The organism is Sphingopyxis sp. Geo25 (assembly GCF_949769135.1).
In the GTDB taxonomy this organism is placed as follows: Bacteria; Pseudomonadota; Alphaproteobacteria; order Sphingomonadales; family Sphingomonadaceae; genus Sphingopyxis.
Genome location: NZ_CATKOZ010000001.1, coordinates 55789 through 75644, shown reverse-complemented (window position 1 = coordinate 75644; position 19856 = coordinate 55789). Strand labels below are relative to the sequence as shown.

Here is a 19856-nt window from a genome sequence, read left to right as displayed (position 1 = left end):
GGTGCCGGGCCCCGCCTGGCCTCCCAGCCGCTTCTGGCAATATTGGGCCCTCGCGGGCATGGTTGTTCTGACCGCCGCCTTCTGGTGGGGGGTCGAGGGCTACGCCTTGTTTGAGGGGGGCTATGCGCGAAGCCAGATCGCCGACGGCCTGCTCCGCTTCAGCTTGCTCGTCCTGACCCCCGCGTTCGTGCTGATCTGGCTCGCAGCCGCATGGCTGCGCCGCCGCGTCGGCGAGACCGGCTATTGGCAATTGCTCGGCCTCGTCGCGATGATCTGGGTCGGCGCGATTTTGGTGACAAGGATGATGCTGCGATGAACGAGACTCGGATCGAGAGCGACAGCATCGGCGAGATCGAGGTGCCGGCCGCCGCCTATTGGGGGGCGCAGACCGAACGCAGCCGGCACAATTTCGCTTTCCCGCCGCACGAGCGCATGCCGCTGCCGATCGTCCACGCGCTGGCGCGGATCAAGGGTGCGGCAGCGCGGGTGAACCGGAACCACGGCCTCGACGCAGCGCTCGCCGACGCGATCGCCGCCGTCGCCGACGCCGTCGTCGCGGGCGAATATGACGACCAGTTCCCGCTCGCCATCTGGCAGACGGGCAGCGGCACCCAGTCGAACATGAACGCGAACGAGGTGATCGCGGGGATCGCCAACGAAAAGCTCGCGGGCACCCGCGGCGGCAAGGCGCCGGTGCATCCGAACGACCATGTCAACATGGGGCAGTCGTCGAACGACAGCTTCCCCACCGCGCTGCACGTCGCGGTCGCGGTCGAAACGACCGTCCGCCTGCTCCCCGCACTCGCCGAACTCACCGACGCGCTCGCCGCCAAGGCCGCCGACTGGCACGATATCGTCAAAATCGGCCGCACCCATTTGCAGGACGCGACCCCGCTGACCCTGGGGCAGGAATTTTCGGGCTATGTCGCGCAGCTTGTCGCCGCGCGGGCGCGGATCGAAGGCGCGCTGGCGCACAATGTCTGCAAGCTCGCGCAGGGCGGCACCGCGGTCGGTACCGGCCTCAACGCGCCCGCGGGCTTCGACAAGGCGATGGCCGACGAACTCGGCCGCAGCACCGGCATCGCGTTCGAACCCGCGCCCAACAAGTTCGAGGCGCTGGCGTCGAACGACGGCCTCGTCTTCTTCTCGGGCGCGCTCAACGCGCTTGCGGTCGCGCTGACCAAGATCGCCAACGACATCCGGCTGCTCGGCTCCGGGCCGCGCGCGGGTTTCGGCGAGCTCGACCTGCCCGCGAACGAACCCGGCAGTTCGATCATGCCGGGCAAGGTCAACCCGACGCAGTGCGAGATGCTGACGATGGTCGCGGCGCAGGTGATCGGCAACCATCAGTCGGTCACCGTCGGGGGGCTCCAGGGGCATCTCGAACTCAACGTCTTCAAGCCGCTGATCGGATCGAACGTGCTGCGCTCGATCGAACTGCTCGCCATCGGCATGGCGGGCTTCACCGAACATTGCGTCGTCGGGATCGAGCCCAATCGCGCGCGCATCGACGAGTTGATGAACCGCTCGCTGATGCTGGTGACGGCGCTCGCCCCCGAAATCGGCTATGACAAGGCCGCGAAGATCGCCAAGCACGCGCATGAGACCGGATCGACATTGCGCGACGCAGCGCTCGATCTGGGCTATGTCGATGGCGCGACCTTCGACCGCGTCGTCGATCCGCGCACGATGTTGGGGCCGGAACCCTGAGCACGCGCGAGGCATTTATGGAGGGGAAGGAGAGAAAGATGATGGGACGGATCATCGGCGGCGTGCTTGGAAGCGCGATCGGACGCCAGAAAAATCATCACCCCATCGCGGGCGCGGTGATCGGCGCGGGAACGCTGTTCGCGGCGCGGCGTCTGTTTCCGCAGCGCTATGCGGTACTCGCCGCGACCGCCGCCGCCGCCTATCTCACCAAGAAATGGGCCGATCGTGCCGAGGCGCGGCAGGCGGCCGAGGAAATGCAGGCCGCGACCACGAAACTCGCGGCGAACGGCGAGCCGCCGACCGACGGCGAAATGCTGGGCGACGCACTCCCGCCCGAAATCCCGATCGATGCGAACGGGCACGCGGCCATCCACTAACCGCCCGCCTGCCACTCCTTCACCGCCTCGACCGGAGCGACCAGCATCAGGACATTGAGCGTCAGATTGTCGCGGATCGTCCACAGCGTGAACAGCTCGAACGCGATCGCGATCAGCACGGTGACCCACCAGCGCATCCGGCTCGCGGCGAGGAAGCCCAGCAACATGAACGCCGTGTCGCTGACCGAGTTCAGGATCGAATCGCCCGAATAGCCATAGGCCATCGTCACCTCGCGATAGCGGTCGATGATGATCGGCGAGTTCTCCAATATCTCCCACGCGCCCTCGATCCCGATCGCCAGCGCCAGCGCGACCCACAAGGGCCGCGACGGCATCAGCCAGCGCGACAGGCCAAAAAAGATGAAGCCGTGAATGATATGGCTGAAGCTGTACCAGTCCGAAATCTGCTGGCTGTTCTGGTTCGACTGGACGATGCCGTGCCACAGGCTGACCGTGCCGCACGGGCAGATCGGCGGGCGCCCCATCGCGAAGAGGATCGCGGCCAGCAGCGCGAGCAGCGCCGCGGTAACCAGCCAGCCCTTGCGCGACATCCCCGCCATCCGTCTCTCCCCCTTGACCGCTGCCCTCACCCGCGCGAATAGCGCGCATGACCGAAAGCGTCCATCTCAACCGCCGCGGCGTGCTCTTTGTCCTCTCCTCGCCCTCGGGCGCGGGCAAGACGACCATCTCGCGCATGATGCTCGAAGCCGACAAGGATATCGCGCTCTCGATCTCCGCCACCACACGCCCGCCGCGCCCGGGCGAGGTCGACGGCGTCCATTATCATTTCGTCGATACCGACACCTTCAAGAAGATGGCGGCCGACGGCGAGTTCCTCGAATGGGCGCATGTCTTCGGCCACCGCTACGGCACCCCGCGCGCGCCGGTCGAGGCGATGCTCGCCGCGGGCAAGGATGTATTGTTCGACATCGACTGGCAGGGCGCGCAGCAGCTTTATCAGGAGGCCGGCCCCGACGTCGTGCGCGTCTTCGTCCTGCCGCCGACGATGGACGAGCTCGAACGGCGGCTGCGGTCGCGCAAGACCGACAGCGACGAAGTGATCGCCGCGCGGATGGAGCGCGCCGCGAACGAGATCAGCCACTGGGACGGCTATGACTATGTGCTGATCAACGACGCGGTCGAGGAATGCTATGGCGAGGTGATGGCGATCCTGCGCGCCGAGCGGCTGAAGCGCCGCCGCCAGATCGGCCTGATCGGCTTCGCGCGCGACCTGATCCGGTCGGTGCCCGACGCGGACAGGAAACTTTAGAAGCAGGCTCGCCCCGACTTTTTGTCGTCATCCCGGACTTGATCCGGGATCCACTTACGCAGCGCTGGAATAACGGATCCCGGATCAAGTCCGGGATGACGAAGGTGAGGTTTGGCTAGGCCGCCCTCGCCAGCTTGGCTTCCAGCTCGGCGACCATCTCCGCCCGCAGAGGCCTTGCCTGACCGTCGGTGCGGCACACGACCACCGTGTCGCAGGTCGCGATGCAGCGGCCGTTCTGGAACATCGCCTGGACGATCGTCCAGCTCGAGGTGCCGAGGCGGCCGATGCCGGTCGCGATCTGGACCGGATCGGGGAAATTGCCCTCGGCGAGATAATTGATCTCGACCGCCGCGACCATCGTGCGCTCGTTCGCCGGGCGTTCCTCCCACGGGCGGATTTCGCGGTTCAGCAGGACGCGGCCGCTTTCGAACAGCGCTGCGAAGGCCACATTGTTGAGGTGGCCGTTGATGTCCATATCCTGGAACCGCGTCTGCAGTTCGATGCGGACGGGGTAGCTGGCGGCGTCGAGCCGCCAGCTTTCCGGTTTCGGCATATCAGCGCGGCGCCATGCGGATGCCGCCGTCGAGGCGGACGTCCTCGCCGTTGAAATAGCCATTCTCGATCATGCAGAGCGCGAGATTGGCATATTCGGCCGGATTGCCGAGACGCTTCGGGTTGAGCACCGAGGCGCCGAGCGCGTCGCGGACATTCTGCGGCGCGCCGGCGAGCAGCGGGGTGTCGAAGATGCCGGGCAGGATCGTGTTGACGCGGATATTCTCCGACGCAAGGTCGCGCGCCACGGGGAGCGTCATGCCGACGACGCCGCCCTTCGACGCCGAATAGGCCGCCTGACCCATCTGGCCGTCCTCTGCTGCGACCGACGCGGTGTTGACGATCGCTCCGCGCTCGCCGTCTTCCATCGGGTCGAGCGTCATCATCCCCGCCGCCGACTTGGCAATGCAGCGGAAGGTGCCGACGAGGTTGATCTGGATGATCCAGTTGAAGGCATCGAGCGGGAAATGCTTGATGCTGCCGTCTTCCTTGCTGCGGCTCGCGGTCTTGATCGCATTGCCGGTGCCCGCGCAATTGACGAGGATGCGCTCCTGTCCGATCGCGGCGCGCGACTTGGCAAAGGCGGCGTCGACCGACGCGTCGTCGGTGACGTTGCATTCGCAGAACACGCCGCCGAGTTCGGCCGCGAGCGCGGTGCCTTTCTCTTCCTGCAGGTCGAAGATCGCGACCTTGACGCCCTTGGCGGCGAGCGCGCGCGCCGTCGCGGCGCCAAGGCCCGAGGCGCCGCCGGTGACGACGGCGGATACGGTGGAATCGAGTTTCATGGGTTTCTCCTGAAAAAGCCCTCCCCTTCAGGGGAGGGTTTGGGTGGGGCATGGGGGAGGCAGCTCGCAGGCCCTCCCGTGTCACGAGTCACGTGCCTCGTGACGCCCCCTCCCGCAAGCGGGAGGGGAGATTTCTTACAGCCGCTCGACGATCGTGACGTTGGCCTGGCCGCCGCCTTCGCACATCGTCTGCAGGCCATATTTGCCGCCGGTCGCATCGAGCACGCCGAGGAGCGTCGCCATCAGCTTTGCGCCGCTGGCGCCGAGCGGATGGCCGAGCGCGATCGCGCCGCCATGCTGGTTGAGCCGCGCATGGTCGCCGCCCAGATATTTGAGCCACGCCAGCGGCACCGGGGCGAACGCCTCGTTGACTTCATAGGCGTCGATGTCGCCGATCCTGAGCCCGGCCTTCTTCAGCGCCTTTTCGGTCGCGAACAGCGGTTCTTCGAGCATGATCACCGGATCGCCCGCGGTCACGGACACATGGTGGATGCGCGCGCGCGGCGTCAGTCCATGATCCTTCAGCGCCTGTTCGGAGACAACGAGCACCGCCGAGGCGCCATCGCAGATCTGGCTCGACGTCGCGGCAGTGATCGATCCGCCTTCCTGCAGCAGCTTGACGCCGGCAATGCCGTCGAGCGTCGCGTCGAAACGGATTCCCTCGTCGACCTTGTGCCATTCCTTCCCCTCGGGGGTCTCGATCTCGACCGGCACGATCTCGCGCTCGAACACGCCTGCCTCGGTTGCCGCCTTCGCGCGGCGGTGGCTTTCGAGCGCGAAGGCGTCGAGGTCGTCCTTGGTGAAGCCGTGCTTCTTGACGATCATCTCGGCGCCCATGAACTGGCTGAACATGATGCCGGGATATTTCTCCTCCAGCCGCGGCGACTTGTAGTTGCCCAGCCCCTCTTTCATGAACAAGGTCGCGACCGATCCCATCGGCACGCGCGTCATGCTTTCGATGCCGCTGGCGAGGACGATATCCTGCGTGCCCGACAGCACCGCCTGCGCGGCGAAGGTGATCGCTTGCTGCGACGAGCCGCACTGGCGGTCGATCGTCACCGCGGGGATCGAGTCGGGCAGCTTCGAGGCGAGCACCGCGTTGCGGCCGACGTCCATCGTCTGCTGGCCGCCCTGGCTGACGCAGCCGGTGATGACGTCGTCGATCGCCTTGGTGTCGAAGTCGTTGCGGTCGGCGATCGCGTCGAACACCGCGGCGCCGAGGTCGACGGGGTGCACACCGGCGAGTTTGCCGCCGCGCTTGCCGCCAGCGGTGCGGACGGCGTCGACGATATAGGCATGGGGCATGGGGATAGTCCTTTCACTTCACTCCCCTCCCGCAAGCGGGAGGGGCTGGGGGTGGGCGCGAGCGGAGCCAGCATCTGGAGGTAGGTAGCCCACCCCGCTGCGACTAGGGAGCAAGCTCCCAAGTCTCGCTGCCCCTCCCGCTTGCGGGAGGGGAAATTACAGCTTGCGCCCGATCAGTTCCTTCATGATCTCGTTCGTGCCGCCGAAGATACGCGTCACGCGCGAGGCGCGCCACGCCCGCGCGATCGGATATTCGTTCATATAGCCCGCGCCGCCGTGCAGCTGGAGGCATTTGTCCATCACTTCCCACTGCAATTCGGTGTGCCACAGCTTCGCCGCCGCGCCCTCTTCGGGGGTCAGTTCCTTCTTGAGGTGGCGCGCCAGCGCCCAGTCGAGGTGCGCCCAGCCGACCTGCAGCTTGGTCTTGAGGTCGGCGAGCACGAAGCGCGTGTTCTGGAAATCGAGGATCGGCTTGCCGAACGCCTTGCGGTCGCGGGTGAATTCGACCGTGTCGTCGAAGGCGCGCTGCGCCGCCGCCTGCGCGCTGACGGCGATCGAAAGCCTCTCCTGGGGAAGCTCGCTCATCAGATAGATGAAGCCCTTGCCTTCCTCGCCAAGGCAGTTGGTGATCGGCACGCGGACGTCCTCGAAGAACATTTCCGATGTGTCGGCTTCGTCCTGCCCGATCTTGTCGAGGTTGCGCCCACGCTTGTAGCCTTCGCGGTCGGCCTCGACGAGCACGATCGAGACGCCCTTCCAAGCCGGCTGCACCTCGGTGTCGGTCTTGACGCACACCAGGATCAGGTCGGCGTTCTGGCCGTTGGTGATATAGGTTTTCGACCCGTTGATGACATAATGATTGCCATCCTTCTTCGCGGTCGTTCGCATCCCCTGAAGGTCGCTGCCGGTGCCCGGTTCGGTCATCGCGATCGCAGTGATCACCTCGCCCGCGACCATCTTGGGCAGCCAGTGCTTCTTCTGCTCCTCGCTGCCATATTTGATGATATAGGTCGCGACGATGTCCGACTGGAGCGAGAAGCCGGTGGTCACGCGGCCATTATAGGCGCTTTCCTCATCGACGATCGCATTATAGCCGAAATCGAGGCCCAGCCCGCCATATTCCTCGGGGACCGTCGGGCACAGCAGGCCGAGCTCGCCGGCTTTCGGCCAGATCGACTTGGGCACGATGCCGTCCTCGGCCCATTGCGCGGCGTTGGGCGCGACTTCCTTTTCGAGGAATTGGCGTACCGTCGAACGGAACGCTTCGTGATCCTCGGTATAAACACTGCGCGAGAGGTTATCGAGCGACATCGTCTTTCCTTTTCCCAGTGGGCGGCCTGAGGGTCTGGTGGGGCCATGGTGCCGAGTCCCCGCATCATGCCGTACGGGTTTCGGCGCGCACCTGACCTTACGTTTACGTCCACGTCAAGTAGAAATGCCGCTACGGCAGGAAACTCGTTGCGCGGCGCGCCCTTCGCGCGCGCGCGCTTCGCCATCCCGGACTTGGCCGGGGGTGGCGAACCGACTTCGACCGCGCCTCTCCATTCGTCCCGCATCGAATAGGTTTGCAGCTGCTGGGCAGCACCGGCGCCACGCGCTAAGCTCCCCCGATGGTCGAATTGCTTCTCGATGCCGGCGCGCTGCTCGGCGAATCGCCCGTCTGGCATCCGGGCGAAGCCCGCCTCTACTGGGTCGATATCGAGGGGCGGACAATTCACCGCACCGATCCCGCGACGCGCACCGACGAGGTGATGATGCTCGGCGAACAGATCGGCTGCATCGCGCCGCGCGTGCGGGGCGGCCTCGTCGCCGCGCTCGAAAACGGCTTCGTACTGATCGACCATTGGGGATCGACGCCGCGCCCATTCGGCCCCGCCATCCTCGCGGACAAGCCCGGGCAACGCTTCAACGACGGCCGCGTCGATGCGGCGGGACGGCTGTGGGTCGGCAGCCTGACGAACGACAAGGCAAACCCTGTCGCGACGCTGTACCGCCTCGACCCCGACGGGTCGCTCGCCACGATCCTCGGCGGCCTCACCACCAGCAACGGCGCGGCGTTCAGCCCCGACGGGCGCATCTTCTACCACGCCGACACGCCGACGCACGCGATCCGCGCCTATGACGTCGACCGGGCGGCGGGCACGCTCGCCAATGGACGCGTCTTCCACCAGTTCGAATATGGGAAAGGCCGTCCCGACGGCGCCGCGGTCGATGCCGAGGGCTGCTACTGGTCGGCGCTGTGGGACGGCTGGCGCGTCGTGCGCCTGTCGCCCGCCGGCGAACTGCTCCAGACCGTCGACTTGCCCGTCCAGCGCCCGACAATGATCGCCTTCGGTGGAGACGAGCTTTGCACCGCTTTCGTGACCAGCGCGGGCAAGAACCTGACCGACGAAGACCGCAAGGCGCAGCCGCATGCCGGCGGCCTCTTCACCTTCCGCGTCGACGTACCGGGCATTCCGCAGCCCTTTTTCGGCGGCTGACCGCGCTCTTGCGCCGGGCCGCCCTGTCGGGCTAAGGCAGCCCGATATGGTTTCGCTCGAAACCAAAATTCCGGGGAGCTATGATGATGCCGCGCCGTGCGCAGCCCTTTATCCGTTTGTCGCTGCTTGCATCGACCGTCCTCTTGATGGGTTATAGTCCGATGACGATTGCCGCCGAGACCGCAACCAAGCCCGCCGCCGAGGCAGGCGCGAACCCGATGCTCCAGCCCTGGACGGGCCCCTATGAAGGGGTGCCGCCGTGGGACAAGCTCGACCCCGAACGCTTCCCCGACGCCTTCGCCAAGGGCATGGCCGAGGTGAAGGCCGAGGTACAGAAGGTGATCGACAACCCGGCCGAGCCGACCTTCGAGAACACCCACATCCCGATGCAGCTCGCGGGCGAATCGATGGAGCGCGTCTTCGCGCTGTGGGGCGTGCAGACCTCGAACAAGTCGAACGACCGCGTCGAGGACATCGACGCCGAATGGAGCCCCAAGCTCACCAAATTCTATACCGAGCTGTTCCTCGATCCCAAACTCTTCGCCCGCTACAAGGCGGTGTACGACAAGCGGCTGACCAGCGGGCTCAACGCGCAGCAGATCCGCATCGTCGAGCGCAGCTATGACGAAATGGTCCGCGACGGCGCCAACCTGTCCGCCGCCGACAAGGCGAAGCTCGTCGACCTCAATGCAAAGCTCGAAGGCCTGTTCTCGGCCTTTTCGTCGAAACTGCTCGGCGACGAGAAGCTCTACACCTTCGTCACCGACAAGGCCGAGCTGGCGGGGCTCGCCCCCGGCTTCGTCGCCTCGCTTGCCGACGCCGCCGAGGCGCAGGGCAAGCCCGGCCAGTGGGCGATCAAGAACACTCGCTCGTCGGCGCAACCTGTGCTGCAGAACGCCGCCAGCCGGAGCTTGCGCGAAAAGGTCTGGCGCGCTTTCGTGGGGCGCGGCGACAATGGCGATGCGAACGACACCAACGCGACAATCGCTGAAATCCTGAAGCTGCGCCAGCAGCGCGCCGAACTGCTCGGCTTCGCGACGCACGCCAATTACCGCATGGCCGACACGATGGCGAAGACGCCAGAGAACGCCATGGCGCTGATGATGAAGGTCTGGCCCGCCGCAGTCGCGCGCGTCCACGAGGAAGTCGCTGACATGCAGGCGATCGCCGATGCCGAGGCCAAGGCCGGCAAGGGACCGAAGATCACCATCGAACCGTGGGACTATCGCTATTACGCCGAAAAGGTCCGCAAGGCGAAATACGACCTCGATGAAAGCGAGGTGAAGCCCTACCTGCAGCTCGACAAGCTGCGCGACGCGATGTTCTGGTCGGCGGGGCAGCTCTACGACCTCGGCTTCCGCGAGATCACGGGCACGATTCCGGTGTTCGACCCCAAGGTGAAGACCTTCGAGGTCTATAACCTCAAGACCAACGAAAATGTCGGCGTCCTCTATCTCGATAATTTCGCGCGCGACGGAAAGCGCTCGGGCGCGTGGATGACGACCTATCGCAGCCAGCAGGGCCTCGGCGGCGAGCGCAACGTCCTCGCGTCGAACAACAATAATTTCACCGAGGGCGCGAAGGGCGAGCCGACGCTCGTCAGCCTCGACGACGCGCAGACGCTGTTCCACGAATTCGGGCACGGCATCCATTATCTGCTGCAGCACGTCTATTACCCGGCGCTAGCGGGCGTGCCGCGCGACTTCGTCGAATATCCGAGCCAAGTGAACGAGAATTGGCTGATGACACCCGAGGTGCTGTCGAAATTCGCGACGCACTACAAGACGGGCGAGCCGATGCCGCAGGCGCTGGTTGACAAGATCCTCGCCTCGAACAAGTTCAACCAGGGCTTTGAAACCGTCGAATATCTGTCGAGCGCGATCGTCGACATGAAACTCCACGACCGCAAGGTGCCGGTGACCGATGTCGACAAGTTCGAGCGCGAAACGCTGAAGGAGATGGGCATGCCGAAGGAAATCGTCATGCGCCACCGCCTGCCGCAATTCGGCCACCTCTTCTCGAGCGACGCCTATTCGGCGGGCTATTACAGCTATCTGTGGTCCGAAACGATGGATGCGGACACCTGGGCGGCCTTCAACGAAGCCGGCGGCCCGTGGGATCGCACCGTCGCCGACAAGTTCCGCACCATCCTGCTGATGACCGGCAACGAGACCGACCGCGCCGAAGCGTACCGCGCCTTCCGCGGCCGCGATCCCGACGTGAAGGCGCTGCTGCGCAAGCGCGGCTTTCCGACCGAATGATCTTTTGACTTAACCGGGGAGCAAAGGGGGCCACCGCGCCCCCTTTGTTTTGCCTGCGGCTGCCGGCCGCTATCAACCGAATGCGGCCCAATCAATCATCGTCACCCCGGACTTGATCCGGGGCCTGCCTTGTCTTTTTATCCGAGGCCGGAAGAGGAAAGGCGGGTCCCGGGTCAAGCCCGGGATGACGAATAGCGGAAGGGCGGCTCCCCACTCCAAAGCCGACACTGGCCATCAGGGCAGATGTTTTGCCAGCATCGTCAGTCCGCGCCTCAATCCGTCCCGGTCGATGGCGCCGCCGAGCGAGACGCGTAACGCGCAAGCATTGCTGTCGCACGCCGCAAAACTGGTGGCTGGGATCGCCATCATCCCTGCCTCGCGCAGCGCGCTCGCGGCTTTCGCCATGGCGCGCTCATCCGCCAGCGGAACCCACAGATGATATCCGCACGGATGCGCGGCATAACGTCCCGCCGGCAGCGCTTCGGCAGCGATCGCCTGCCGCGCCGCCGCCTCGGCCCGCGTCTCGCCGATCAGCCGGTCGTAACTGCCGTCCTCCAGCCAACGCGTCGCCAGCGCGGCCTCCAGCGGCGGTGGCATCACATTCGCATCATGCACCTCGGCCGCGAGCGCCAGCGCGTCCGCGACCGACGGCGTGCGGACATGCGCGACGCGGAGCGCCGGCGAGATCGTCTTGGAGAGGCTCGCGACATACCAGCCGAGTTCGGGCGCGAAGCTCGACAGCGGCGCGATCGGCGTTTCGGCAAGCTGGCCATAGGCATCGTCCTCAATGATCCGCACGCCATGCCGCCGCGTCACCCGCGCCAGCGCCGCGCGTTCGTCGGCCGCGATCGTCACGGTCGTCGGATTGTCGTTTGTCGGCACCACATAGAGCGCCGCTACCGTCGTCGTCCGGCATAGCGCCTCCAGCGCATCCGCCTCGACGCACGCGAGCGGCGCCAGCCGCAGCCCCGCGCGGCGCGCCAGCGCGAGAAAGCCGGGATAGACATGCGTGCCGCACGCCACGACATCGCCGCGCTCCAGCGTCGCGCCGATGATCGCGTGGAGTGCACTCTGCGCCCCAGCCGTGATAACGACCTGGCCGGCCTCGCTCGCCAGCCCCATCCGGCCGAAAATCTCCGCTCCCGCGGCGCGGTCGGCCTCACGTCCACCCGCCGGGGCATAATGCAGCCGCCCGCCCGCGCCCGGCGCGCGCAGCAGCGCGCTGGCGGTGCGCTCCCACGTCGCGAGCAACGTTCCGCCTTCGACCTCGGGCGGCATGTTCATTCCGGTGTCGCGCGGCGGCGGCCCCGCGGCGATCGCATCCTGCGGCAGCACGAAGCTCCCCGCGCGTCCGCGCGCACCGATCAGCCCGGCGCTCCGCGCCTGTTCATACGCCTTGGTAACGGTGGTAAGGTCGATCCCCAGCCGCGCCGCAAGGTCGCGCTGCGGCGGCAGGCGGTCGCCGCTGCGCAGCGCGCCGGTCTCGACCGCATTCGCGATCGCGTCGGCAATCACGACATATTTGGCGCCGCGCGTTCGCGTCAGGTCGGGTATCCAGCCGTCAGCCATCGGCGTCGATCATCTCTCCCTTGGCGCGCGCATTGAGCTGCGCCCACAGCGCGCCGGTGCCCGCTTCCTGCGCCCTGTTCACATATTGCGACGCGACGAGCCAGCCCTTGATCGGCTGCAGCACGGCGAGACACGGGATGACCATCAGCGGCACCGAGGTGATCAGATGCATCCACCATGGCGGGTTGAAGGCGACCTCGAACCACACGACGAGGAACAACAGCGGGAAGGCAATGAAGCAGAGCGAGAAAAACGCCGGGCCGTCATCGGGCGCCGCAAAATCATAGTCGAGCCCGCAATGCGGGCAGCGATCCTGGACCTTCAGCCAGCGCCGGAACATCTTTCCCTCGCCGCAATGCGGGCAAAGGCCGTGAAGCCCCGTCCGGTAAATCCACAGCCATTTTTCGCGGCCTTCCAGTTCGCCAGTCATCGACTCATATCCTACAGAGCCATACATAATACCATACATAATGACGCGCATGACAAATGTCGAGGGGCGGACTAGTTCGGGGGCATGAGCGACGCGAAAATCTTCATCAGCGCGAACCAACTGCTCGCCGATTCGCTACGACTGGGCACACAGGTGATCGACAGCGGCTTTCGCCCGACGCACCTCGTCGGCATCTGGCGCGGCGGCGCGCCGGTCGGGATCGCGGTGCAGGAACTGCTCGACTATCACGGCCACCACTGCGACCATATCGCGATCCGCACGTCGTCGTACAAAGGCATCGACGATCAGGATCCACATGTTCGCGTCTTCGCTTTGGGCTATCTCATCGATACACTGAACCCCGACGATCGGCTGCTGATCATCGACGATGTGTTCGACAGCGGCCGCAGCATCCGGGCCTTCATCGCCGAACTGAAGGCGCGCTGTCGCAACAATATGCCACGCGACATCCGCATCGCGACGGTGTGGTTCAAACCGCGCCGGAACGTTACCGACCTCCACCCCGACTATTTCGTCCACGAAACCGACCAGTGGCTGATCTTCCCGCACGAGATCGACGGACTGACGCCTGAGGAAATCCGCCGCCACAAGCCCGAGGCGGCGATCATCCTGCGCGAAGAAAATGAGGGGGAGGAAGCGCCCGATGCCTGAAGGTTTCGTGTCGGCGGCCGAGCGCGCCGCCTTCATCGCGGGCCTGCCGAAGGCCGAACTGCATCTGCATATCGAGGGCTCGCTCGAGCCCGAGCTGATGTTCGAACTTGCGCAGCGCAACAATGTCGCCATTCCCTTCGCCAGCGTCGAAGAGGTCCGCACCGCCTACGCCTTTTCGAACCTCCAGGATTTCCTCGACATCTATTATCAGGGGATGGGCGTCCTCCACACCGAGCAGGATTTTTACGACCTCACCGCCGCCTATTGCGCGCGCGCCGACGCCGACAACGTCCGCCACATCGAAATCTTCTTCGACCCGCAGGGCCATACGTCACGCGGCGTCGCCTTCGCGACGGTCATCGCCGGCATCACCCGCGCGCTCGACGATGCCCGGACGACCTACGGCATGACCTCGAAGCTCATCCTGTGCTTCCTGCGCCACCTTAGCGAAGCCGAGGCCGAAGCGACGCTCGACGAAGCTCTGCCCTATTTGGACCGGATCGCCGGCGTAGGTCTCGATTCCTCCGAGGTCGGTCATCCGCCCTCGAAATTCGAGCGCGTGTTTGCGCGCGCCAGGGGACTGGGCCTCAAGATCGTCGCGCACGCTGGCGAAGAGGGGCCGCCCGCCTACGTCCACGAGGCGCTCGACCTCCTGAAAGTCGATCGCATCGATCATGGCAACCGCAGCCTTGAGGATACCGCGCTGGTCAAGCGCCTCGCGGGCGAGAGCATGACCCTCACCGTCTGCCCGCTTTCGAACCTCAAGCTGTGCGTCGTCCGCGACATCGCCGATCATCCGCTCAAGACCATGCTCGACGCCGGTCTTCACGCGACCGTCAACAGCGACGACCCCAGCTATTTCGGCGGCTATGTGAACGCCAATTACCTCGCCGTCGCCGACGCGCTCGACCTGTCAAGGGCCGACCTCGTGACGCTCGCGCGCAACAGCTTCACCGGATCGTTCCTGGGCGACGCCGAAAAGGCAAGGCACCTCGCCGCGATAGACGCCTACGCCTGACGCAAGCCCTCAGCGCGGATGCAGCTTTGCGAGCGCAATCCCGGCGAGATTCTGCGCCCGCCCGATATGCCGGACCCCCGGCGCCGGGCCGGCGCCGGCCAGATCGCGGAAGGCCGCCAGATGCGCCGCCGCCGCACCGCGCGCCGGGACCCTCCCCATGGCCTGCGCCACGACCGATGCCGAATCACCGAGCAGCACGAAATTGTCGATCCCTCGCTCCCGCGCGAACCGCAGCGCGGCGATCAGCGCCAGCCACTCGGCATCGAGGCTGCTTCCCTCGCCAAGGCCCTGCTCGATCATGACGGCGCCGCCCGCGACCACCGCGACCTCGATCGGACCGGGGTTCGGGCGGCATCCGCCATCGAAAAAGATCTTGGTCCGGCGCGCGGTCATCCCCGCACCATAGCGGCCATCAGAAATTCCCGCGCACCGAAACCGCGAAGATCGGACCGATGAGCCGGTCGCGTTCCTCGACGAACGCGATCGGGCTCTGGCCGCGCACGCCCGTATAGACGGTTCGATCGCGCTTCGAGCGCGCGTTGGCGATGTTGCGGATCTGCGCGCGGACGGTCAGTCCCATCACATTCTTGTGCTCGACGAAGACGTTCGCGAAGACCGGCCCTTCCCACACCTTGTCCGACTGGTTGCGGCGGTAACTGGGCTGGTAGTGCGAATAATTGGCGCCGGCGCCCCACGCCCAGTCGCTGCCGGGAATATCGTGGCGCACGCTGACATCGACGACGCGATCGGTGAAACCGCTCCACTGCCGCTTCTCGCCGGTGAAGGGGTCGCGTAGCGAGCTTTTCTGGAACAGCGCGCTCGACTCGACCTTCATCCCCTTGATCCCGGCCGGATCGAGGTTGATCGTCGAAGACCATTCGACCGCGCCCGCCTTCGCCTTCGCAATATTGCCGACGCCTTCGCCGCCGTTCGAGCCGACGGGCACGACATCGACGCGGTCCTCGACGTCGCGAAAGACGAGATAGAGCTTGGTCGAACCCCACGCGCCGAGCTTCTTGTTGATCTCGAGCTCGTAGCTCCAGTCCTGCTGCGGCCTCAGGTCGTTGTTGCTCTGATTCTCGTTCCCGTCGTTGAGGAAGGCGCGCGCGAGGAAGTCATAGAAGCTGAGCTGGAGCACGCGGCGGCGAATCTTCAGCGACGCATCGAAATCGGCCGACGGCGCCCAGGCGAGCGTCAACGACCCCTTCGGGCGAAAGAAGCTGCGCGTCAGACCGTTCGCGCCCGTCTGGGTGATCGTCGAATGTTCGGCGCCCGCGACGATCTGGACGGTCAGTTTGTCGGTCAGCTTGCGCCCGAAGCTGAGCAGGCCTTCGTAGCGGTCCTCGCTGACGCCGCCGGTGCCGCCGTCGAACGGCTGGTCGACCCACGCGCCCGACGGATCGAGCACCGCGATCGACGCGACATTGTCGAGCGTGTTGAACGCCGCCTCGCCCGATAGCTGCCAGTCGCCGCCGAACAGCTTCCACTGATACTCGCCGCGCGCGATCGTCTCGCCAAGGTCGCCGGTCTGCGCGAAGCGATCGCCGGTCGCGATGCCGCCCACCGGCGTCGTGACGATCTCCTGCTTGTACGGCTCGTGACTGAACCGCCGCAGCCCGATCAGCTTCAGCTTCCCCGGCCCGAGACCGAACTGGTAATCGCCCGACACCTCGTAATTCCAGCTGTCTGCATTTTCATAGACGGTGCGGATGCGGTCGGGCGTTCCGGGGCTCGTCCGCACGCCATCCTCATAATAGCGGTCGTACTTGCGCTGATAATGCCCGCCCAGATTGGCAACCGTATCGCCCGGCGGATCCCAGGTGATGCGCCCCGACAGCTTCGGCGTATCGTAATGCGTGTTCCAGCTGTCCTCGCGCCGCTCGATGATATTTCCCGCGCCGTCATAGATCAGCGTCGGCCCACCGGCGCCGCTGCGCGCCGAGTCGTCGTTGGTCAGCGCCGCCTCATATTCGATCTGCCCCGACCGACCGCGCACCGAAACGTCGGCGCGGGTGAACAGGGCATCGGTGTAATGGGCGCGAAACTCGGGCTTCCACGAAAACTGCCCCGAAATATTGTCGGCGCGATAGACGATATTGGCGACCTGCCCCGACAGTCCGGGGATGTCGAGCGTCGCGCCGTCGACGATCTCGATCCGCTCGACATTCTCGGCCGGGATGCGCGACAGCTGGGTGTACATGTCGTCGGCCTTGTTCGACGGCCGCTCGCCGTTGAACAGGACGTTGCCGGTGGCCTGCCCCAGTCCGCGCAAATTCTCGTTATCGCGGATCGAGAAGCCCGGAACCTGCACGAGCATGTCATAGGCGTTCTTCGGCGCGTAGCGCGCGAAGTCGGCGGGCGCGAAGACCTGCCGCGCCGTGCCCGTCGCTCCCGCAGAGGCGGCAACCGGCGGCGGAGCATCGCCAGCGACGGTGGCATCCTGCGCCGCCACGGGCAAGGCCGACAGCGCGGCGGCGATGGCCGAAAGACTGATCGTCGACTTCACTGGCCACCCCGCGCCGCGCGGTTCATCGCCCGGGCATATTCGGGCGACACGTCCATCGCCTTCATTCCGACGACCTCCTCGGCCGCAAGTTTCCGGTATCCGGCGTCGGCCAGCCCGCGCACATAGGCGCCGTCGACACCGAGCGCCTTGCAGGCGATCGCATCCTCGACCCCGGTCAGCACCAGCGCCTCCGATCTGAGGTCGCGGACATAGGCTGGCGTGACGCCGAGCGCCGCGGCGGCGATCAGGTCGCCATTGTCCTTGGGCTTCACACCTTCGCGCGTCAGCCCGTCGGCGAGTTCGACGGTCGCATCGACGAGCAGCATCGCGAGCAGATCGCCCCGGTCGTCGGGCGCCAGGCCCCGCGCCTCCAGCGCCGTCTCGAACCCAGGATCGGCGGTGAAGCGGCAATCGCCCTCGCCTTCGAAGGCGCCGGTCAGCCGACCTGCACAGGCCAGCGTTCCGGCCTCATGAACGACAGTGAAGCTGACCGGTCCCGCCCGGCCGCCCAGCACGGCCTTCGCGCCGGCAAATTCGCCCCGCGCTCCATCGATCGCAACGTCGCTGCTCGAGGCTCTACGGCTCACGCGCAGCCGGGGTTCTCCGTCGGCGCTTGCCGGACGCACGCGCCAGGCGATGTCGCCCAGAACCAGCGGATCGGCCGCCGTGCTCGGCGCGGCGCAGGCGAGAACCGACAGCACCGCGGCGCCGACAAGCATCATCGGGATCTTCATTGGGTGCACTCCTCCCTCCGTGCGCCGCGCGAGCGTCATCGCTCGCCGCCGCAACGGCGTTTCAAAAGTGGGGTTCGATCAACGGAAGCCGGGTTTGGACGAACGTCAGGTCGCGGGCGTTTCCGGCGGCTCCGGGGGCTCGGGAACCTCGACGCGCGTCACGCGACCATCGGCGCCGCGCGCCTCGACCACCGCGCCGTGGCCAACCCGGACGGTCGCGCCCCGATCGCCCTTGCGGTCCTTCGCGGCGGCCCATCCGCCCGTCGCGCGCAGTTCGATCGCGTCATCGGCGCTGCGGATGCGCACCCCCGCCTTGCGCATGTCGGTCACAAAGTCGCAGTCGACCCCCATCGCCTTCAGCGCGATCACATCGTCGATGCCGATGTCGGGGAAATGCGTCTTCATGTCGCGGGCGAAGGAGGGTTCGATGTGCAGCGCCGAAGCGCCCACCAGATCGTCGAGGCTGACGCCGGGGAAAAGGCCGCGCATTTTCTTGATATAGGCGGGATCGACGCCGGTCGCCTTGGCGCCGATGATTTCGTCGGCGGTCATCGGGCCGTTATGCTCGCGCATCTCGGCCGCATATTCGGGCGTGACGCCGACCGCGCGCATGCCGATCAGTTCGTCGGCGCTCAGCGGCCGCGACGGGTCGGCAGCGGCCTCGCCGTCAGGATTGACCCCGCCCGCGGCCGCGGCGACCTGCTGCGCCGCGGCCGGGGCGGTGGCGGCGGCGGGAGCGGGGAACTCCAGCGCCACCTTTTTATCTGCGGTTGCCGAAAAAGCCGCGAGCGGCGCGGTGATACCTGCGAGCACAACGAGGCTCGTCAGCATCCAGCCCGCACTCGCCGGTCCGCGCTTCAGGCTGGCATCGAGCACGCGGGTGATCCGGCGCTTCAGGCTGTTCCTGCCCGGCGCGACGCCATGCGCGGCCAGCAGCGCCCCCTGATTGTCATGGCGCGCCGCGCCGACGAGCAGGGTCGCATAGTCGGGCCCGTCGATGTCGGCCATCAGCACGGCATCGTCGGCCGCCTCCTCGCGCAGCTGGTGGCTTTCACGCGCGAGCATCCACACCAGCGGGTTGAACCAGAAGACCGCGCAGGCGATTCGCGCGCCGAGCAGCTTCGCCCAGTCGAGCCGTGCGACATGCGCCAGTTCGTGCGCGATGATCGCTTCCGCCTCGTCGACCGCATCGACCGCGCGCGGATTGAGCACGATCGTCGGGCGCAGCACACCCCAGCTGATCGGCGAGCGCAGTTCCTCGCTCACCAGCAACGCGGTGCCATGTTTGAACCCCATGCGCCGCTGCGCCTCGGCAAGCGCCGACAGCCACGATCCCTCGACGAGGATTTCTGCGCGGCGGCGCATCGCGAACAGCCGCACGACCGCAAGCAGCATCACTCCGCACAGCAGCGCGAGCGGAACGAGATAGAGAAAGGGCGCGATATCGGCGAGAGCGGGAAAGGTCGCCGGCGCCGAGCCCGCGGCCTCGATCGCGGCCGGGACCGGCATCGCGACGGGGCCCGGATCGGCGGCCGGAACTCCTGAAACCATCGCCGCGACGGGCGCGTCGCCGGCAAACCAATGCTGCGGCAGCGGTGCCCATTTCGGCAGAAAAAGGATCGCGGCGGGAAGCGCGAGCAGCGCCGCGAGCCCCGCATGCGCGACCATCGAGCGCTCACCCGCCGAGCGCGACCGCGCGAGCCGCAGCACGACGAGCGTGAGTCCCGCAATCACCAGCGATTTCCAAGCAAGGCCCAGCAGCATGGCGCTCGTAGTCATTTCATCCTCCCGTCGCGGGCTTTTGCGATCATCTTTTCAAGTTCGTCGAGATCGGCGCCCGTCATTTCGTCCTGCATACCGAGCAGCGCCGCGGCGGCACTCGTCGCCGATCCGTTGAAGAAGACGCGCACGACCTGGCTCAGCGCCGACTTGCGCGCCGCCTTGTCCGACACGCTCGGCGCATAGACAAAGCCGCGGTCCGACGCCTCGCGCGCCACGAAGCCCTTCGCCTCGAGCCGCTTCAGCATCGCGCGGATTGCCGAACCCGACAGCGCGTCGGACAGCGCGTCGCCAATCTCGGTCACCGTCGAGGCACCGCGCTCATAGAGAATATCGACGATCTCGCGTTCGCGGGGGGGCAGGCTGGACAGCATTCGAATCACCTCGTGCGCTACATTTGTAGCGTGC

At 66.3% G+C, this 19856-nt stretch carries 20 protein-coding genes; 8 read left to right on the top strand and 12 right to left on the bottom strand.

The window, feature by feature from the left end:
- The first annotated feature begins 1 nt into the window (after window position 1).
- Genes QOL68_RS00345 through QOL68_RS00335 form a run of 3 tightly spaced genes read left to right on the top strand, consistent with a single transcriptional unit; the run spans window position 2 to window position 2087 of the window.
- Entirely contained in the window at window positions 2-316 is a 315-nt protein-coding gene (locus tag QOL68_RS00345; RefSeq protein WP_282945905.1) for a hypothetical protein, read from the top strand.
- Window positions 313-1710 (top strand): class II fumarate hydratase, encoded by a 1398-nt coding sequence (fumC, locus tag QOL68_RS00340; RefSeq protein ID WP_282945902.1) that lies wholly within the window; start codon window positions 313-315, stop codon window positions 1708-1710. The genes QOL68_RS00345 and fumC overlap by 4 nt, the downstream gene beginning before the upstream one ends.
- A gap of 38 nt (window positions 1711-1748) precedes the next feature.
- Entirely contained in the window at window positions 1749-2087 is a 339-nt protein-coding gene (locus QOL68_RS00335; RefSeq protein ID WP_282945900.1) for a hypothetical protein, read from the top strand.
- Here QOL68_RS00335 and QOL68_RS00330 read toward each other — a convergent pair.
- Window positions 2084-2638 carry a DUF2585 domain-containing protein gene (locus QOL68_RS00330; RefSeq protein ID WP_282948236.1) on the bottom strand — a complete coding sequence of 185 codons (555 nt, stop codon included), beginning with the start codon at window positions 2636-2638 and terminating at the stop codon, window positions 2084-2086. The genes QOL68_RS00335 and QOL68_RS00330 overlap by 4 nt on opposite strands.
- A 56-nt stretch (window positions 2639-2694) precedes the next feature.
- On the opposite strand from QOL68_RS00330, the gene gmk reads away from it, so the two are divergent.
- Window positions 2695-3357: a guanylate kinase gene (gmk, locus tag QOL68_RS00325; protein ID WP_282945898.1), complete on the top strand. Its 663-nt coding sequence runs from the start codon at window positions 2695-2697 to the stop codon at window positions 3355-3357.
- Window positions 3358-3472: 115 nt separating this feature from the next.
- Here gmk and QOL68_RS00320 read toward each other — a convergent pair whose 3' ends face one another.
- From QOL68_RS00320 to QOL68_RS00305, 4 genes are all read right to left on the bottom strand, one after another.
- Window positions 3473-3910 (bottom strand): acyl-CoA thioesterase, encoded by a 438-nt coding sequence (locus QOL68_RS00320; protein WP_282945896.1) that lies wholly within the window; start codon window positions 3908-3910, stop codon window positions 3473-3475.
- A gap of 1 nt (window position 3911) precedes the next feature.
- Window positions 3912-4694, bottom strand: coding sequence for an SDR family NAD(P)-dependent oxidoreductase (locus QOL68_RS00315; protein WP_058456248.1), 783 nt, complete (start codon window positions 4692-4694; stop codon window positions 3912-3914).
- A gap of 135 nt (window positions 4695-4829) precedes the next feature.
- Complete coding sequence (locus QOL68_RS00310) at window positions 4830-5999, bottom strand: acetyl-CoA C-acetyltransferase (protein WP_058456247.1); 1170 nt, start codon at window positions 5997-5999, stop codon at window positions 4830-4832.
- Window positions 6000-6155: 156 nt separating this feature from the next.
- Complete coding sequence (locus QOL68_RS00305; protein ID WP_204992349.1) at window positions 6156-7310, bottom strand: acyl-CoA dehydrogenase family protein; 1155 nt, start codon at window positions 7308-7310, stop codon at window positions 6156-6158.
- A gap of 299 nt (window positions 7311-7609) precedes the next feature.
- Here QOL68_RS00305 and QOL68_RS00300 point away from each other — a divergent pair, with 299 nt between their 5' ends.
- Window positions 7610-8479 carry an SMP-30/gluconolactonase/LRE family protein gene (locus QOL68_RS00300; protein ID WP_282945890.1) on the top strand — a complete coding sequence of 290 codons (870 nt, stop codon included), beginning with the start codon at window positions 7610-7612 and terminating at the stop codon, window positions 8477-8479.
- 83 nt (window positions 8480-8562) lie between these two features.
- Complete coding sequence (locus QOL68_RS00295; protein WP_349252309.1) at window positions 8563-10740, top strand: M3 family metallopeptidase; 2178 nt, start codon at window positions 8563-8565, stop codon at window positions 10738-10740.
- Window positions 10741-10974: 234 nt separating this feature from the next.
- Here QOL68_RS00295 and QOL68_RS00290 read toward each other — a convergent pair whose 3' ends face one another.
- Together QOL68_RS00290 and QOL68_RS00285 are read right to left on the bottom strand one after the other, a co-directional pair.
- A complete protein-coding gene (locus tag QOL68_RS00290) occupies window positions 10975-12309 on the bottom strand; it encodes an aminotransferase-like domain-containing protein (protein WP_282945888.1) in 1335 nt (444 codons plus the stop codon).
- Complete coding sequence (locus tag QOL68_RS00285) at window positions 12302-12739, bottom strand: DUF983 domain-containing protein (RefSeq protein WP_058456243.1); 438 nt, start codon at window positions 12737-12739, stop codon at window positions 12302-12304. Before QOL68_RS00285 ends, QOL68_RS00290 begins: the two co-directional genes overlap by 8 nt.
- Before the next feature lie 84 nt (window positions 12740-12823).
- On the opposite strand from QOL68_RS00285, the gene QOL68_RS00280 reads away from it, so the two are divergent.
- On the top strand, window positions 12824-13411 hold the full coding sequence (locus QOL68_RS00280) for a phosphoribosyltransferase (protein ID WP_282945883.1): 588 nt from the start codon (window positions 12824-12826) through the stop codon (window positions 13409-13411).
- Window positions 13404-14429 (top strand): adenosine deaminase, encoded by a 1026-nt coding sequence (locus QOL68_RS00275; RefSeq protein WP_282945881.1) that lies wholly within the window; start codon window positions 13404-13406, stop codon window positions 14427-14429. The genes QOL68_RS00280 and QOL68_RS00275 overlap by 8 nt, the downstream gene beginning before the upstream one ends.
- Window positions 14430-14438: 9 nt before the next feature.
- Here QOL68_RS00275 and QOL68_RS00270 read toward each other — a convergent pair whose 3' ends face one another.
- The 5 genes from QOL68_RS00270 to QOL68_RS00250 form a co-directional block, all read right to left on the bottom strand.
- Window positions 14439-14822 carry a ribonuclease HI gene (locus QOL68_RS00270; RefSeq protein ID WP_282945879.1) on the bottom strand — a complete coding sequence of 128 codons (384 nt, stop codon included), beginning with the start codon at window positions 14820-14822 and terminating at the stop codon, window positions 14439-14441.
- Between the two features lie 19 nt (window positions 14823-14841).
- Entirely contained in the window at window positions 14842-16935 is a 2094-nt protein-coding gene (locus QOL68_RS00265) for a TonB-dependent receptor plug domain-containing protein (RefSeq protein ID WP_282945877.1), read from the bottom strand.
- Window positions 16932-17669 carry a hypothetical protein gene (locus tag QOL68_RS00260; protein ID WP_282945876.1) on the bottom strand — a complete coding sequence of 246 codons (738 nt, stop codon included), beginning with the start codon at window positions 17667-17669 and terminating at the stop codon, window positions 16932-16934. Before QOL68_RS00260 ends, QOL68_RS00265 begins: the two co-directional genes overlap by 4 nt.
- Before the next feature lie 105 nt (window positions 17670-17774).
- Entirely contained in the window at window positions 17775-19448 is a 1674-nt protein-coding gene (locus QOL68_RS00255; RefSeq protein ID WP_282945874.1) for a M56 family metallopeptidase, read from the bottom strand.
- Window positions 19445-19822 (bottom strand): BlaI/MecI/CopY family transcriptional regulator, encoded by a 378-nt coding sequence (locus QOL68_RS00250; protein WP_282945872.1) that lies wholly within the window; start codon window positions 19820-19822, stop codon window positions 19445-19447. Before QOL68_RS00250 ends, QOL68_RS00255 begins: the two co-directional genes overlap by 4 nt.
- Window positions 19823-19856 lie beyond the last annotated feature (34 nt).

Bases quoted from the DNA above. Each gene is read 5' to 3' on its own strand.
- QOL68_RS00280 (WP_282945883.1), top strand. From the start codon at position 12,824: ATGAGCGACGCGAAAATCTTCATCAGCGCGAACCAACTGCTCGCCGAT.
- QOL68_RS00310 (WP_058456247.1), bottom strand. From the start codon at position 5,999: ATGCCCCATGCCTATATCGTCGACGCCGTCCGCACCGCTGGCGGCAAG.
- QOL68_RS00260 (WP_282945876.1), bottom strand. From the start codon at position 17,669: ATGAAGATCCCGATGATGCTTGTCGGCGCCGCGGTGCTGTCGGTTCTC.
- gmk (WP_282945898.1), top strand. From the start codon at position 2,695: ATGACCGAAAGCGTCCATCTCAACCGCCGCGGCGTGCTCTTTGTCCTC.
- QOL68_RS00290 (WP_282945888.1), bottom strand. From the start codon at position 12,309: ATGGCTGACGGCTGGATACCCGACCTGACGCGAACGCGCGGCGCCAAA.
- QOL68_RS00275 (WP_282945881.1), top strand. From the start codon at position 13,404: ATGCCTGAAGGTTTCGTGTCGGCGGCCGAGCGCGCCGCCTTCATCGCG.
- QOL68_RS00270 (WP_282945879.1), bottom strand. From the start codon at position 14,822: ATGACCGCGCGCCGGACCAAGATCTTTTTCGATGGCGGATGCCGCCCG.
- QOL68_RS00320 (WP_282945896.1), bottom strand. From the start codon at position 3,910: ATGCCGAAACCGGAAAGCTGGCGGCTCGACGCCGCCAGCTACCCCGTC.
- QOL68_RS00285 (WP_058456243.1), bottom strand. From the start codon at position 12,739: ATGACTGGCGAACTGGAAGGCCGCGAAAAATGGCTGTGGATTTACCGG.
- QOL68_RS00300 (WP_282945890.1), top strand. From the start codon at position 7,610: ATGGTCGAATTGCTTCTCGATGCCGGCGCGCTGCTCGGCGAATCGCCC.
- QOL68_RS00305 (WP_204992349.1), bottom strand. From the start codon at position 7,310: ATGTCGCTCGATAACCTCTCGCGCAGTGTTTATACCGAGGATCACGAA.
- fumC (WP_282945902.1), top strand. From the start codon at position 313: ATGAACGAGACTCGGATCGAGAGCGACAGCATCGGCGAGATCGAGGTG.
- QOL68_RS00295 (WP_349252309.1), top strand. From the start codon at position 8,563: ATGATGCCGCGCCGTGCGCAGCCCTTTATCCGTTTGTCGCTGCTTGCA.
- QOL68_RS00335 (WP_282945900.1), top strand. From the start codon at position 1,749: ATGATGGGACGGATCATCGGCGGCGTGCTTGGAAGCGCGATCGGACGC.
- QOL68_RS00250 (WP_282945872.1), bottom strand. From the start codon at position 19,822: ATGCTGTCCAGCCTGCCCCCCCGCGAACGCGAGATCGTCGATATTCTC.
- QOL68_RS00255 (WP_282945874.1), bottom strand. From the start codon at position 19,448: ATGACTACGAGCGCCATGCTGCTGGGCCTTGCTTGGAAATCGCTGGTG.
- QOL68_RS00330 (WP_282948236.1), bottom strand. From the start codon at position 2,638: ATGTCGCGCAAGGGCTGGCTGGTTACCGCGGCGCTGCTCGCGCTGCTG.
- QOL68_RS00315 (WP_058456248.1), bottom strand. From the start codon at position 4,694: ATGAAACTCGATTCCACCGTATCCGCCGTCGTCACCGGCGGCGCCTCG.